Here is a 15,756-nt window from a genome sequence, read left to right on the forward strand (position 1 = left end):
TTCCTTATACTAATGCACTCAAATGTCGAATAATTTTATCATTGTCTTGATTTTCCAATTCTTGAATAATATGCAAATACGTTTCCTGAGTGGTTGTCATACTTGAATGCCCCAATCTTCTAGCAACACTCGCGATAGAAACACCTGCAAAAAGCAACAAAGATGCATGAGTATGACGTAAGCCATGTATAGTAATGGTCGGAACACTTGCTTTCTTACACAACGCTTCAAGTCTTTTATTGATTGTTGAATTGAACACTCGTCCATTCACAAATATCAAACTATCTTCATTCATATTTTTGGTCAATTGGGAGAATTGCATACTAATCTGCCAATCAATTTGAATTTTTCTTTTTGAGGATTCATTTTTTGTAGGTTGAATTTCACCATTTGATTTTTTGTAATTCCACGTTTTAGTTACTGTTAGACTCTGGTTGAAATAATCAAAATCTTTTGGAGTTAAGGCAAGAGCCTCTGAAAAACGTAGTCCAGTTTTTGCGATAAGCAGAATAAACCAATCCCAGTTAATTTCTTTATTTAATTCCAATTGCTTAAGTAAAGATTGTAACTCAAATTGATTCAAAAACTTTGGTTTCTTTTTGCAAGGCTCTTTGCCTTTAATAATAATTTTCCGAGTAGGATTTTTCTCAATTAAACCTTCGTCAACTGCATCTAGAATTGCACCTTTGATTTGATGATGAAAGTCCATGGTTGTCTGTTTTTCATGAGTAAGAGCGTATTCGTTCAAAAGCATCTGATAATTCCTGCGATCCAAATCAGATAAACGTAAATTCGGTGCTAATTCTATAATTCTCTGATGTGTTACGTAATACTTGTCCAATGTAATCTCTCGAATCGCCCCAACTTTGTAAAGTTCCAACCATTCTTCAAAATATTGATGAAACAATACATCCTTTTTCTTTTTTCTCATACAAAATACCTCCTAAAAATAGTTATTTAGATTCCATCATAACTATTTTTAGAAGGTAATACTTTTTTATACGAACATTTTTTTAGGAAAGCTATTTTTAAGGATTTTAGTTGGTCTAGGTACTTCTGATGTTGGGTGATAGTATTGTCCAGAGTCTTGAAAAATAGTCCAATTTTTTCTTGCTCATTTCTACTTTCTGTTATTGAGAAAGTCATTTTTTTGAAAGAACCAGTAGTAATTTGATTGATGGTTGCTCCTAGATTTTTATTAATTTCTATCTTAAACTGTATTGTATCTAATAAAGCATTTATAAAATTTGATTCTTTTGAACGAATCCCTGTCATAAATGCACCAATTACAGTATGATTCATAGTTCTTTTTATTTGAGCATGTTTTCCAATTAAATCTCTAGAACCATTTCGGACAACAACAATAATATCTCCCTTCTGAACATTGTCCGCGTTTACAACTGAAGAATTAACATAGACATTATCTGCATCTACTATTTCTCCGTTTTTAACATTAGAAGATCTGAGGACAAAAGTTCCATTTTCAGAAACTATATTTTGTGGAGAATAAGTTAACCCGGAGTAAAATCTAACTAGTTCCCCCAACTTACGCTGTTCCCAATTCTCGTAAAAACCAGCAAAATGTATTTCAGGCACTTTCTCCCCACTCTTAGGGAACATCTTCTGCAAATACGCCTGTTTTAATCGTTTTAATAAATCCAGTTTACGCTGATGAAGGGCGAGAGTGTGGTTTAGACTTTTAAAGAAATCGCCAATCTTGTTTTGCTCATGCTCTGAAGGAAGATTAATATCAATATTTAGAAATTCTCCATTACGAATATGGACTTGCGTTGAGCCTTTTTTTTCTGCTGAGATGATCTTTCTATACTTATCGCTATTGGAGAATGAGATAAGAAAATCCTCATCCATACCTTCAAGCAACTCCAATTTATACACACCTTGTGGCATCAAAAATTGTTCGTCATCTCCTTCAATACGAACGATTCTCCCCATATTTGGAGCCGATGGAACTAGGTCTCTTAAAGAAGTTACGAGATTGTTTGTGTGAACGTGGCTAGTTATATTCTTTTCAAAGAAGTCTTTACTAATGTATTTACTGCCAGATAAATCTGCAATCCCAGTTGCATTAACAGCTCCCTTTGGAATCGTACGAATTCCATCTTCGAGATAGTCTGTTGGTTTGATAGATGCACCGCCAGACAATTTCTCAATAACACCAGAAAACTTACGCAGTTCCCAATCGTCAGTAAACCCCTTGAACCGTAATTCTGGAGTGTTTTTAGTCATGCTTAAACACTCCTTTTGTTGCTTCAATTATATCCTTCGTTTCAGGAGTAACAGCGAGTTCATCCAACATAGCTAGAAATTCAGTTTCTGTTTGTTTGATTTCGGCATTTATTTTTTGTATTTCACTGCTAACTTCAACAATATCGATAGGTTCGGCTTCTTCAAACGTATCAACATAACGAGGAATGTTTAGGTTGTACTCGTTCTCTTTAATCTCATCCAATGTTGCAATATGAGAGTATTTCTCTATTTCTTTGCGGTTAACTACTGTTTCAACAATTTTTTCAACATCTTCAGGGCGTAAGTGATTTTGTTTTTTCACTTTTTCAAAGTCCTTACTTGCGTCAACAAACAATATATCCGACTCCACGCGGTTTTTTCTCAAAATCAATACACACACCGGAATGGAGGTATTTAAGAATAATTTATCGGGAAATCCAATAACAGTTTCAATCTGATGTTTATCAATTAATGCCTTACGAATTCGACCTTCTGCTGCTCCTCGAAATAGCACCCCATGGGGTAAAATAATTGCCATACGTCCATTATCTTTTAAGTGATACAGACAATGTAGCAAGAAAGCATAGTCCGCTTTTGTTTTAGGTGCTACCCCATACTCGCGCCAGCGCTGATCATCTTCGCGTTCTTTGTTATTCCAATGAGCTGAATATGGTGGATTTGCCATTACAGCATCGAACATTCGAGGTGAATCTTTTCCATCTACAACACCATCAGGCCAGTCACTTTCGAGTGTGTCGGCATGATTAACATTGATATCGTTAAACTCTACTCCATGCATCATCAAGTTCATTCTTGATAAACGATAAGGAGTGGCATCTTTTTCTTGTCCGTAATATTTTATCATCCCACGTTTTTTAGAATTCTTCATATAACTTGCGGTAGTAAGTAATAGTGAACCTGAACCAACCGTCGGATCATAAATATGGAAACTTTCTTCATCCTCTCTTCCAAAAGTTAAAATTCGAGCCATCACGTTAGAAATTTCTTTTGGCGTGTAGTATTGTCCCATATCTGAGGCCAAAACTGTCGCAAATTGGCGAACTAAATATTCATAAATATCTGAGACCGTATCTTCATCACCAGACAAATCAAATTCTGGAGAAGATAATAAATCAATCATTGAAATCATTACGCTCGCACGAGATTGCGCAGTTGCTCCCAGATCAGCGCTATCAAAACGCATACCATCAAAAATCCCTTCAAAATCACCACGTGCTTCAAAAGCAATTTGTTGGTTAAAATGACCAAATGCATCGGTCATCATGCCAATATTAAAACAGTCTGTATCAATCGCTTGCTTCCAATCAGCAAAAAAATCATTTGGTTGAATCGCGTAACCAAGGTTCTTTTTCATATATTCTAAAGCTTTCGCAGAGTCTTGGGTATAGACACTTTCCCACGTTTCACCGCGTAACACACTTTCTAGCCAATGGGTTGCTTTCTCTGATAAATATTTATAAAACAATATACCGAATATATAATCTTTGTAGGCAGTTAGTCCAATCTGTCCTCGCGTTTGATTGAGCATCGCCCACATTTTAGTTTTTTGTTCGTTAGATAGTGCCATTAACTTCTGTCCTACTTCCTATTATTTTGAAATTTTCTATAACGAATTGAAGAATTCCATCAACGCTTCTTCAAACTCCGAAGCACCGAAGAAACTGATGTCTTCTTCGTCCTCGATCGCGCGAACAATTTCCGAGAGCTGTGGATTATCAATTAGCGTGTGTCCTGGTAAGAATAAGTCAAACGCTTCTACAATCCGATTTCCATTAACATGTTGATCCGCAGCCCAACGTCGAATTTTTAGCTCACGGTATTCCGTACGATATTTTTTACGAGTATTCTGTAATGACTCGGTTGTAAAGTGCTCGGTTATCTCACCAGCTTCAATATCAACGACAATCGCATTGATTTCTTGGCGACTTTCCTCATCCATTGGCGTGATATGTTTCTCAATCGCCACTTTATTTGTTTCATTTTTGTCATCCATAAATGTATTCAAGAGCTCCACTAACATGTCATAATCTATAATTTGATGATCGTAGAACTTAATACCTATCTTAATTTCTGTAAGATCAGGACGTTCATCTTCAGGTATTTTCTCTCTAGCATCGTTTAATCGGGCTTGCAAAGCACCAAATTCTTCTATGCTTGAAATATCTAGACGAACTTTTTTACCTGTAGGTTCATTTTTCTCGTCTAACTCATCAATCTCGCTTCCCAATTCGTAACCTTGTTGCACCAAACGTTGAATCTTATTCTGTGTAGGTAAAGCAAGATGTACAAATTCTTTTAGAGCCTTTTGACCAAGTGGAATTTGACTAAAGTCATCTCCTGCAAGTTCTTTTAGCTTAGAAACAGCGTCTTCCAGCTCTTTTATTTGATCACTTTGTGGTTTAGCTAAGATATTGTCATCTTCTAATTCCTTGGTTCGTTCATCTTCCGATTCTTCTTCTGCCTCTTGAAGAGTATCATTTCCACCTCTTGTATAAATACGCAGTGCATTTTCAACGAACTCTTTCATTTCGTCTCCTTGACGATAAAAACGCACTTTCCCATGCGGCTTACTATTAAGGTTATATGTTCTATTAGTCCGAGACATCGCTTGAATTAGCATGCCTTCTTTAAGCATCTTATCCATGTAGATCATATTGACATATTTAGAATCAAATCCCGTCAATAGCTGATCCGAAACGATCACTAAATCCAATCGATCTTCTTCTTTACCTTGATTGTAAGGTTTTTTACGAGCTAACCGCTTAGTGATATCAATCATATAAGCGCGTGACGGATCTTTTGCATTCAAAATACTTGGTACATTGAATTTCTGTGTATAATCTAGAATAGCCTTTTTTAGTATCTCATTTAATTCTTTAGTACCACGTTCATTCGATTCATCCCGAGAAAAGGTCATGGCAACATTTAAATGTGGGGCCTTTTCTTTGAAAATATTATAATAATGCGCAACTGCCTGCTTACCAGAGACAGCAAGCATTGCTTGAAAAGCATTTTCTTCACGTCTACCAGCAATCAATGCCCCACCAGAAGTTTTTTTCCAGTTATCCAAAATATCTTGGACTACTTGTTGACGATAAACATCACTTTGATAAACTTCCTTTTCATAGTCATGTTCAGAAAAGTCATTTTGAGGATGTTCTACTACCCAATGAGGTTTGAAGTAAGTGACATCGAATCCAAGAACGTTACCATCACCAATCGCATCCTTGATAGTATAGGTATGCAGTCTTTTTCCGAAAATATCATGTGTGGAAATATCTCGTGTTGTTTTTACATCATTGATTTCATCACTATAAAAGTTTGGGGTTCCGGTAAAACCAAACCATGTTGTCTTTTTGAAAGCTTTTTTGATCAGTCCGACTGATTCACCACTGGCACTACGATGAGCCTCATCCATGATGATAACGTTCCAATCATCATTCTTCAGCCCTCTTTTTACTGCTTTTGTTAATCCTTGAACAGAAATTAATAGAATTTGTGAAGCTCCCTTACGTTTCAATTCTCGCTTTAATTCATGTCCATTCACTTTCTTAATACGCTTTTTAAAATGTATATAAGCAAAATCTTTAAAGTTTTCCAATGTTTGGTCAATCAAATCAACACGGTCCACAATAAAAAGTACATTCCGAATTCGAGGCGCTGACGCTAACAACTGTGCAACTTTAAAAGAAGTCACTGTCTTACCAGAACCAGTGGTATGCCAAATATAGCCACCCTCTTTTTCAATAAGATCATTGGCTTCCATATCTTTCATTCGCTGCAAGATTTCTCTTGTAGCCTGAATTTGATAACTACGCATTACCATTAAATTATCATTCGAAGCATCGGGTATCATATTCACCGTTATCAACCGATGCAGGGCAGGAATTCCCATCACTTGATGCGCAAATTCAAAAGCATCTGTAATGTCCTTATTATTTTCATCACGCCAACCGAATACATAAGTTTGATTGTAATGTTCGAATGCATTTGGTCGAGCAAAATAATGTGCAGAATGTTGGCTCAAAATAAACTGCACCTGCACAAAGGAAAACAGACCTTTGTAGAGTCCATCGCCATGATATCCTTTAAGCTGTTCGAACGCATTCCATTGATTTTGTAAATGTTCGTCTTTCTCCTCAACATGAGCTACTGGAAGTCCATTGATGAGTAAAGCAATGTCAATAATCCGTTTTGTCGTCAATCCTTTTGGTAAATCCGTAAATGATATCTGACTTACAACTTCATAACGAGAACGGCCTCCCGCAACATCATCTTCATAAAAAATCTCAACTTCCAAACTTGAACCGTCATCCCGAGTAATTGGGATAGATCCTATTCCCCAGCACCTACTAATAAAAGTTGAGCATCATAAGGAGTTTGAATACGTTGTAGAGCTTGAAGAATCAGTCCAAATTCAATATCTGATAAAGGTATTCCATTTAATTTATGAGCATTCGTTTCGTTTAAGATTTCCCGCCAATGTTCTTCAAGCTTTTTAATACTCACATTGGAGAAATCTTTACGATAAGTCCACCCTTCAGCTTCCAGCTTGCTAATCAGGGCTGCTTCAAATTTTGCTTCTGCCACTTCACTACTTCCTTCCACTTTTTTGAGCATCTTCTATAAAAATTCTAAATCCATCCTATTGTTGTTCTATTTACGTTGCGTTACAGCGTAAGCTTCAACAATTTCAATTATAACTGAAAAGCAAGTTTTTTTGCTATTTATTATGAGATTTGTCAATTATACGATATGACTTATTATTTAGAAGCAAGTCACTTCATTAATTTGATGTAAAAAAAAATCGCAAATAAAACTACTTGCTATTTCTATATTACAAGATCGCAAGTAGTTTTGTTAAATTATTGAGTTTCAGAAGTGCATATTTCAAATATACATTTAAATCACAAATCACAAAAAATGCATTAAAACTATATAGTCCATTTTCAAAGTCGGCAATTATCATTAGTTACTAAGTATGATCGATTATTTTGTACAAGTTTTTCATATCGGTAATACCTGAATTTCTTGCTATCACATTAATACTATTGCTGTACCTTCCATCCTCTAGCATAACAAATTTATTTTCGGCTCTAGTAACACAAACATAGTGATTATTTCTTTCCCCTTCTTGGCTGAAATTATAGTATCCACTAAAACTGATCACTTGATTGAATTCTAGCCCTTTTGAGCCAAATACAGTCATAACTTTGTGCAAATCATTTGACTTTATGAATGCAGGATAAAACATTTCATTTGAAAGAGTCTCCAATAGAAGTTTAATTTCATCATCTGTTATATCTAAACCAAAATGTTCATTAAATCTAGATATAATCCTAAAAAAAGAAGATGTAATTTCATCTTTAGATGTATTAGGAGGTAATGGAATGATTTGTTCCAAAGGGCTTAATAGGCTTTCAATCCTTTTCAAAATTGATCGATTTTGTTCAATCCTCAAAACATCAGCAACATCGTAAACTGAATACCTATTATCTAGTATGTAGCAGGCTATAGATTTTAATATACTAGAATGATCACTGCTCTCATCTATCGGTGTCCTAGGAATAAAAACGAAATTATATCCATAAAACTTTAGATTCTCGGCTATTGATTGAGCATGGTCATTTCTATTAGCTATAATTGTCACGCTTCTGTTGATATCTAGTTCACCCGACCTAAATAGTGAATCAATGGAATTCAGATCATTATTGGTTAAGCAATGTATTACATGAGAAACGTTTTCTGCCCGATTATTATCGAACTGCGAGTTATTATGCATAAGATTAGCATAATTAACAATCTCAAAATCACTTCTAAAATTAGTAATTAATTCAAAACTTTGAATTCCTTCCGCTTCAAGTAACTCAAAAATATTTCTTTGAGCTCCTCGCCACAAATATATTGCCTGCTTTCCATCTCCCACAATAAAAAGTTCAATCCCTAATACATTTTTCATATACATGAACAGTTCATGCATGTTCATATCAGAATCTTGATATTCATCCAAAAAAATAGTTGAATATTTTGCTCTAAAGTACTCCCTTGCAGCCTGACTATTTTCTAAGATTTTTTTTGCCAATTCAAATTTGAAATTGTGGTTATTATTTCGATAAGTTCCTAGCGTATTCCTTACACGTAAAACTTCCATCCCTTCATCGAAAGAATCAAACCTTTTAGATACATCGTAGGAAACAAGAAACTCTCGCTGATACTCTTCCCCAAAAGCATCAACTAAAAAAGGGCGAATTATTTCATGCTCAACAAAGGAATCATTTGTCATTGCAACAAAATCCTTTATAACCTCTAAATCTCTCGCTTTCTTTTTAATCTCTTCTGTCGCCTTAACTGTAAATGTGATCGCTGCAACAGTTCTATGATCTAAAATCTCATTCAGTACTTTTGAGATTTTTTTAATCATTATTGTAGTTTTTCCAGAACCTGCACTGGCTGAAACGACGATACTTCCATTTGCAATTAGGATATCCTCTCTTACTTGTTCATCAATAATATCCATTTAATCACCTACTAATTTTTTTAGCGCTTTAAATCTGTCGTGGTTAAAAATTTTTAGACAATTCAAATTAGTTAAATCATCAATCAATTTCAACATGTTCAACAATTTTTTATCTTGAAGTGACTTGACTGGATCGATTTCACCAAAAACTTTTTTCAGTTGATCAGGAATTACTTCATATAGATCATTTTCTAAATCAACTCTGGAAAGAAAAATATTGTTTTTTTCAAAATTACTGAGCACTTCCTTGTACTGATTATATAATTCTTTTTTCTTTTCAAAAACAAGCTTGTTTTTACGCTGGACTAACCAAGTAGACTTACCATCTTTATCAGTACAAGAATAGTCTATTTCAATTTCATCTAAATTTTCTTGATTAATCAGTTTACAGCAACGATTAAATCCAATTGGATCAAATAATGTCTTATTTCCCTTTTTGGCTTTTAAATCATTATCAGTCTTAACTATAGGAATAATGTTCAAGGATTTTAGTATATCAAAATAAGGTTTAAATTTAATTCCATCTACTAGAAGTATATATCCGCCGTCTAACTCATATGTTGGCTTAATAACTGACAACACCTTTTCAAATAAAGCTTTTTCCGATGGTCCCTCAATAAGTAATACTCGATCAGAAAATAATGCTTTAGTCAATGACTCGTTGAGTTCTTTCTTAATTGATGAGAACTCACTAGGTACTTTAAATAGAAATGATTCACATAGAGTTCTATCTTCTGAATAAATTCTAACCAATGAGGCATTATCCATTTCATATAGTAATTCAGAAGAGTGAGTTGACAGTACAAAATAATCATAAACTGAATTAGTAAACAGTTGCTTAGACAAAGCAATTTGCATTGAGCGATGCAAACTATTCTCAGGTTCCTCAATTAAATAAAGTGTAATCCTATCTGAGTCATATTCTTTATTTAAGTAATTTAAAAGTGAATAAGCTAATATCTTTTTTCTTCCATCACCTGAAGTAGGGTAAAGAGAGTCATCTCCTTCTTTTTTTATATACGGATGAATATCGCTAAAAAAACCCTTAATAGCCATTTCTGATTGTAACTCAATTGTTATCTTTTCTTTTTTTAACTGCTGATATTCATCAGTTAACTCACTTTGAAAGCTTTGTATAACATCCATTGAGCTGATCTTACTATTTACCTGATTCGTGAGTTTATCAATATCTTCCTTAATCTCAATATCAGAGTCAATCATCTTTTTTTGTTCAAATAGTTTTCTTCTGTTTTTGGAAAAGACTGTATCTAAATCTATCGTCGGGTCTACATAGACGACATTGAATAATTTATCTAAAATGGTAAAGCTTCCATTTTGAGGAACACTCTCTAACTTCTCTAGGTCGTTCCCCCAAAACAACTCTGGTATCCCCATTGCTTCAGCCGCATCGTATTTTCCAATCACCTGAAAATAAAATAAATTTAGCTCTGAACTGGTTCTTGCACCTCCTACTTTTGCAACTATATGTTGTGAATCAAGATTATCCTCATAATCACTCAAATCGATTTCTAAAGTAATCTTGATATCGTTATCTAATTCACGTTGATAAAAATCACTCTCACTAAATCCATTAATTCTTACTTTACGCTCTAATAAGTATCGCAATGAAGATAGTAAATTAGTCTTCCCGACATCGTTCATTCCAAATACAACGTTCTTATTAGATAAACAAATCTTTGAATACTTAAAATTTCTAAAATTTTCTACCATAAGCTTACTTAATTTCATCTTATCCTTCACAACCCTTTCGTTACTCTTAAATTATACTGAAAAGAAACCGTTCTAAAAAATCTACTTAAAGTTCATATGAAATAGATTTCAAAAAAGAGAAATAAATTTGCTATGATAACAAATAATCTCAAATAAGCTCTGATCATCAATTTTTTCGAACGTGATAATCTCTTTTTTAACTATTCTTCTATTCTGAACTTCTTCATTTGGCCTTGCATTCTTTCCTACTAAGTGCCTTCATCACTTAAACTTCACTTCTTCGTCAGCCGTTTGAGATATATCCAAGCGATTCTTAACATTGATTCTATTTACCAACCAACCTCTAAAATTACATTGTTGGAAAAAATCATCGATTTGATTTACTCCATTGATTTCTCTCAACGTCACAACAACCCAAAATTGTTTTGCTGGTAAGAATGACAGACACCATTTAGCCATGGGCAAGTAAACTTTATTCCACAATTTCATCATGACATTCCCTACCCGACCGGTTGGCTCTCTCGATTGGTTTAGAAGGTATTTGTAAATGAAAGCTAGTCCCACTACTATTATTAATAGGATAAAGAAACGATTCATGTCTTGTCCTTTCTGACGCAATCTAAAGTAATGATGTTTCTTAAATTCATAGTCTGGAATGGTATCCTTACAAATCCAACACAACCCTATCTACGATCTTTTAATTTCACATTTCTCTCATTACTTACATTGTACTTCACTTCAACATCCACCAAATAATAAACGACATGCTGTAAGTCCTCTTCTGTTACATCTGCCTCAGTTGCACTCGTTGTTTGTTTATACCTAAGCTTGACAATGTTCCCTTTTTTGAAGCTTTCTGGTTCCTCTGTTTCAAATAATGCTTGATCCAAATAGCTGTCAACCAGCACCACATAAGACTTTTCTCCTATGGTTCGAACACTCGTAACAAAGAAATAGTCGGTCCGTGTTTGAACAGGGTTTCTACCTAGAAGCAAATCCAATGACTGTACTTTTCTTGGATTTGAGATAGCCACTCTTTCCTCATCCTCATTGAACAAGTCCATAGGTGTTACTTGTTCTAATTCATCATAGGTAAAATTGATAATCTCATCTTTTTCGTATTTCAATTTCGTCTTCGTATCCCACTGTAAAAGGGTGCCGCTAGAAATATCTTGAAAAATCACACTATGACCATAATAGGCCTTAGATGCGCCCATCGGAACTCTGTTATCAATACTAATTACTTTTGCTATTGTATATTTTCTCATCGTATCACCTACTCGTAATATATATTTTGAAGAAACTTTCATTCCTTCAATCGCCCTTAGGGGCTATTCCTAATATGTTTAAATAAAATAACGATTACTACTTGGATACTGTAGGATATTCCTGAATAATAAGTCTTGGAAAGGACTTACGGGAAGACGCTATCACCTTCTGCAGTTTTACTGCGACAGAAAGTCTGTGACCCGAACCGTTGGTATAACCTCCAACACACTAGCTGAGTCCATTGACCTCTACCAATCCTAGTAGAGATTGGGTGGCTTAGAGGTTTAATGAATGAAACTCTATTATGCGAGGCTGTCGTTAGACAACGTGATTCTGGGATATCCCACAGTACCCAAGCAATTTCCGAATAATCAATGAAAGGAGGTCCTTCCACATGAAACTATTTGTCGGTTTAGACGTTAGTTCTGAAAAATTAGATGCTTGCTTTATGACAGACGATTCAACTTGCTCTGTTTTAAAAGAAGCATCTTATGGAAATAGTCAACTTGGCGCAAGCCAGATCAAAGAATACATTCTCGAATTTTCTCAAAAATTTGAGATAGAGAGCTTAGTGATTGGAATGGAGGCCACATCTTTATATAGCTTTCATCCAGCTATGTTTTTTAAAGAAGATCTTGAGTTAAATCAATTGAACCTTATGGTTTCAGTTGAACAACCAAATAAAATTAAAAAGTATCGTGATATTTTTGAAGAAAACAAAAACGATCAAATTGATGCTTTTTATATCGCTGACTATTTTCGCATCCAAAGGCAAGTCAACTCCATCATTAAAGAGGAAGAATACCTTGCCCTCCAACACTTAACTAGAACGCGTTATCAGCTAATTAAACAGCTGGTTCGTACAAAGCAACACTTTATCGAAAACATTTATTATAAATGCAACACGCTTTCTAAAGAACTAAAAGCAGAAGGTGGATCCGTTTTAAGTGCCACATTAGTAACTCTAATGACGGAAGATTACACAATGGACCAACTTGCCGAACTGTCATTAGAAGAGTTTGCGAACCTAATTCAAAAACTAGGGAAGTATCGTTTTAAAAATCCCGAAGGAATTGCAAAGGCAATTTCTAAAGCCATACGTAGTTCCTACCGGTTAGGAAAAGTCCATCAGGACTCTGTAGATATTGTTTTAGGTGTTCTAGCCAAAGAAATTCGTAGTCTTGAAAAGTTAATTAAAGACTTAGACAAAGCCATTGACGATTTAGTCGTTGTGCTACCTGAATATCAATGTTTAACCAGTATTCCAGGAATCGGTCCTGTTTATGCTGCGGGTATACTCGCTGAAATTGGCCCTATCAATCGCTTTTCAGATGAAAGCAAATTGGCTAAATATGCCGGTTTATATTGGCGACAGAACCAATCAGGTAACTCTGAGTATGAAAATACTCCTATGGCCAAACGAGGCAATCGTTATCTCCGTTATTATCTAGTTGAAGCCACCAACTCCGTAAGGAGATACGAGCCTGAGTACCATGCGTATTATAAGAAAAAATACGCTGAAACACCCAAGCATAAACACAAACGAGCCATCGTACTAACCGCAAGAAAATTTACGCGTCTGGTGGATACGCTACTACGTAACCATCAACTCTATATGCCACCAAGGAGCGTGATAGATAAATAACAGTATGTTATTGACGCTAATCCTTGGAAGTACCCGAAAAAATTTTTAATTTTGGTCGGGTTTAGTTCAGTGCGCTTCAAAAATTAACTACCTTTAAAAATCTTTTGAAAAATTATCTTGACTTATTACCACTAGACTATCTATTATTCATTATAACTTGTTTTTCTCGTTAGCTAAGCGGACAAGTCCAAAAAGAACTCTCTTTGCGTTCGCTTTCATAAATCTATTATAAAAGAATGAAGACAACAAAAATAGTCACCTCATGAATCTCTTTTTCATAGAATCTCTCCTGCTATTTATTTGAGATTAATATTTCTACAAGTATATGTTTAAATAATCTTGTAGCAGAAACTCCTTGGATTGCGGAAAACGAAATGCTATTCGACCCAAATAACAATTGAAGAATTTTGAGACGATATTCGCTCGTAAACCATAGCCATCACAAAAAACAAAAACCCTCCCGCAATTCAACAACTAACTGTCAAATCACGGAAGGAATTTCCCATACTTTTAAATTTTAGTGATTAATCGTTACTTAAAGCCTCCATCTGTCTTCGTCGTATGGTCGTATTCTAGTTCATCATAAGGAAACATTGGGCGCTGGATTTGTTTAAAATCCAGCTTTTCTGTTGCTTGTTGTGTTGGGCCGTCGGTTAAGGCCATCACGCAGTAGGCTCCGTAGGCGTCGAAGTCTGGTGAGATATAGCCTTGTTTTACTATGATCACTTCGTAGTCTTCTATGGAGACATTTGCCCACATAAATTGCGCTAGTTCTGTGAAGCTCACTGATTCGCGTTGCACTAGCACCGTGAGGGGATAGTGCTTTAATTTTACACCTATCACGCATCCTGTGATAGGGTCTTCTTGGTAATCTTGACTGACTACTCCTTTTGAGACGATCGTTCCTTCTAGTGATATTGCTTTGGATCGTTCGTCGAGGTCTTTTCCTAATTTGAACTGCACTGCCTCTCCTAACGCGTGTTGATTTAGCTGAGTGGTTGCTTTTTCGTCAATAATGCCTGCGATCAAGGTTGGTTTCTGCCAATTGGGATGTGTCTTCAATAAGTGTCGCAGGATCACTGTACTGTAGCCATCGCTGCCGGCACCGCAGTTATCTCCTGAATCGGTGATGAAGATTGGTTTCTCCGTCATATTCTCTACCTCGGCTAACACCTGTGCTAGTTCTCCGTAATTGCCGTGATAGTGAAACTCATACCGACGGCGCAGTATAAAGTCGGATAGTTCATCGGCTTTTTCTTGGGCATAGCTTCGATAGCGTTGATCGGCTGGCACTACTGTTATGGCACAGCCTAAGCGATCGCTGTCATGCCGGACATAGCCTACATGAAAGGACGCGCAGAGGATGCGTTCGTCTTGTTCTAATTCATCGAGCTTTTGATTGATGGATCGGACTGGTTCGTCTGAAGATACCGAACGTTCGCCGCCTACGATGATCGGTAGCTTGCGACAGACTGGTTGGATTACTCGTGTGCGTTCCTGTAGGATTTCACAGAAAAGGGTCGCTGTTTTGTCGAATGTTTCTTGAATATCTGTATGTGGCGAGTGGCGGTAGCAAGTCACCAGATTGGTCATCTTCGCGAATTCTTCCGTCACATTGCCGTGAGGGTCCATCACCACGGCGATTGGCAGATATGCTCCTACTAATTTACGGATCTCTCGTAAAATCACAAACTCTGCTGATCCTTCCGGCAGATTCATCACCTTGCTGGCACCATGCAGATAGAGATAAATGCCGTCGATCTCACATATCTGCTGTTTCACCGCAGCTAGAAAATGCTCTAGGATATAGTCGAACGCCTCTCGCTCGATTAATCCGCCTGGATGACCATTTGCATAGAAACCTGGGATTAGCTGGATACCTTGATTATCAAAGATGGGCTGAATGCCCATCTTCGAAACCATGTCGTTGCCTTCTGCAAAGAGAAAATTTTCTTTGTTCATGGTTTTTGGCGTATGCTCGTTGCTCTCTGAATTGAAGAATCCCACTAATACCTTCATTTGCGTTTCTCCATTACTGTCATCATATTTTGATAAACGCCTTCTGCATTCATCAAGCCGAAATCGGTGGAGTTGATTACCATGATGGGGATCTCAGCGGGTACTTCTTTGCGGACATTTGGTACTGCGTAGCGGACTTGAGGTGCCAGCATCACCAGCTGTTTTTCGTGGGATTTTGGTCCGACCTTTTCCAGACCTACTGCTTCGATGTGGAGTGATTGTCCGGCTTTTTCTGCTACTTCACTGATTTTCTTGCATAAGATCGCGGTACTCATCCCCGCTTGGCAAACTAATAATACGTTCATGT

Annotated in this window: 10 protein-coding genes and 1 pseudogene; 1 reads left to right on the top strand and 10 read right to left on the bottom strand. The window is 36.1% G+C overall.

Annotated elements, in window-relative coordinates; translation table 11 throughout:
• Nucleotides 1-4 precede the first annotated feature (4 nt).
• The 8 genes and pseudogenes from AUF14_RS15760 to AUF14_RS15795 form a co-directional block, all read right to left on the bottom strand.
• Entirely contained in the window at nucleotides 5-931 is a 927-nt protein-coding gene (locus AUF14_RS15760) for a site-specific integrase (protein WP_070505177.1), read from the bottom strand.
• A 26-nt stretch (nucleotides 932-957) separates the two neighbouring features.
• Nucleotides 958-2,247: a restriction endonuclease subunit S gene (locus tag AUF14_RS15765; RefSeq protein ID WP_102866129.1), complete on the bottom strand. Its 1,290-nt coding sequence runs from the start codon at nucleotides 2,245-2,247 to the stop codon at nucleotides 958-960.
• Entirely contained in the window at nucleotides 2,240-3,835 is a 1,596-nt protein-coding gene (locus tag AUF14_RS15770; protein WP_070505178.1) for a type I restriction-modification system subunit M, read from the bottom strand. Before AUF14_RS15770 ends, AUF14_RS15765 begins: the two co-directional genes overlap by 8 nt.
• Before the next feature lie 36 nt (nucleotides 3,836-3,871).
• Nucleotides 3,872-6,858: pseudogene (locus tag AUF14_RS15775) on the bottom strand (type I restriction endonuclease subunit R).
• Between the two features lie 385 nt (nucleotides 6,859-7,243).
• Nucleotides 7,244-8,785 (bottom strand): UvrD-helicase domain-containing protein, encoded by a 1,542-nt coding sequence (locus AUF14_RS15780; protein WP_070505180.1) that lies wholly within the window; start codon nucleotides 8,783-8,785, stop codon nucleotides 7,244-7,246.
• Complete coding sequence (locus AUF14_RS15785; protein ID WP_070505181.1) at nucleotides 8,786-10,534, bottom strand: ATP-dependent nuclease; 1,749 nt, start codon at nucleotides 10,532-10,534, stop codon at nucleotides 8,786-8,788.
• 243 nt (nucleotides 10,535-10,777) lie between these two features.
• The gene (locus AUF14_RS15790; RefSeq protein ID WP_193756247.1) at nucleotides 10,778-11,134 is read right to left on the bottom strand and encodes a hypothetical protein; all 357 of its coding nucleotides are present in this window, start codon (nucleotides 11,132-11,134) and stop codon (nucleotides 10,778-10,780) included.
• A gap of 65 nt (nucleotides 11,135-11,199) precedes the next feature.
• Entirely contained in the window at nucleotides 11,200-11,784 is a 585-nt protein-coding gene (locus AUF14_RS15795) for a hypothetical protein (protein WP_070505183.1), read from the bottom strand.
• Between the two features lie 395 nt (nucleotides 11,785-12,179).
• On the opposite strand from AUF14_RS15795, the gene AUF14_RS15800 reads away from it, so the two are divergent.
• Nucleotides 12,180-13,430 (top strand): IS110 family RNA-guided transposase, encoded by a 1,251-nt coding sequence (locus AUF14_RS15800; protein WP_002346915.1) that lies wholly within the window; start codon nucleotides 12,180-12,182, stop codon nucleotides 13,428-13,430.
• A 531-nt stretch (nucleotides 13,431-13,961) separates the two neighbouring features.
• On the opposite strand, the gene AUF14_RS15805 is transcribed toward AUF14_RS15800, so the two are convergent.
• Nucleotides 13,962-15,449, bottom strand: coding sequence for a M81 family metallopeptidase (locus AUF14_RS15805; protein ID WP_102866130.1), 1,488 nt, complete (start codon nucleotides 15,447-15,449; stop codon nucleotides 13,962-13,964).
• On the bottom strand, nucleotides 15,446-15,754 hold the full coding sequence (locus AUF14_RS15810; protein ID WP_016177972.1) for a PTS sugar transporter subunit IIB: 309 nt from the start codon (nucleotides 15,752-15,754) through the stop codon (nucleotides 15,446-15,448). Before AUF14_RS15810 ends, AUF14_RS15805 begins: the two co-directional genes overlap by 4 nt.
• Nucleotides 15,755-15,756 lie beyond the last annotated feature (2 nt).

Source organism: Enterococcus avium (genome assembly GCF_002891025.1).
GTDB lineage: Bacteria > Bacillota > Bacilli > Lactobacillales > Enterococcaceae > Enterococcus_A > Enterococcus_A avium.

Coding starts and splice junctions, on each gene's coding strand:
- AUF14_RS15795 (WP_070505183.1), bottom strand. CDS start 11,784: ATGAGAAAATATACAATAGCAAAAGTAATTAGTATTGATAACAGAGTT.
- AUF14_RS15780 (WP_070505180.1), bottom strand. CDS start 8,785: ATGGATATTATTGATGAACAAGTAAGAGAGGATATCCTAATTGCAAAT.
- AUF14_RS15785 (WP_070505181.1), bottom strand. CDS start 10,534: ATGAAATTAAGTAAGCTTATGGTAGAAAATTTTAGAAATTTTAAGTAT.
- AUF14_RS15765 (WP_102866129.1), bottom strand. CDS start 2,247: ATGACTAAAAACACTCCAGAATTACGGTTCAAGGGGTTTACTGACGAT.
- AUF14_RS15770 (WP_070505178.1), bottom strand. CDS start 3,835: ATGGCACTATCTAACGAACAAAAAACTAAAATGTGGGCGATGCTCAAT.
- AUF14_RS15810 (WP_016177972.1), bottom strand. CDS start 15,754: ATGAACGTATTATTAGTTTGCCAAGCGGGGATGAGTACCGCGATCTTA.
- AUF14_RS15805 (WP_102866130.1), bottom strand. CDS start 15,449: ATGAAGGTATTAGTGGGATTCTTCAATTCAGAGAGCAACGAGCATACG.
- AUF14_RS15760 (WP_070505177.1), bottom strand. CDS start 931: ATGAGAAAAAAGAAAAAGGATGTATTGTTTCATCAATATTTTGAAGAA.
- AUF14_RS15800 (WP_002346915.1), top strand. CDS start 12,180: ATGAAACTATTTGTCGGTTTAGACGTTAGTTCTGAAAAATTAGATGCT.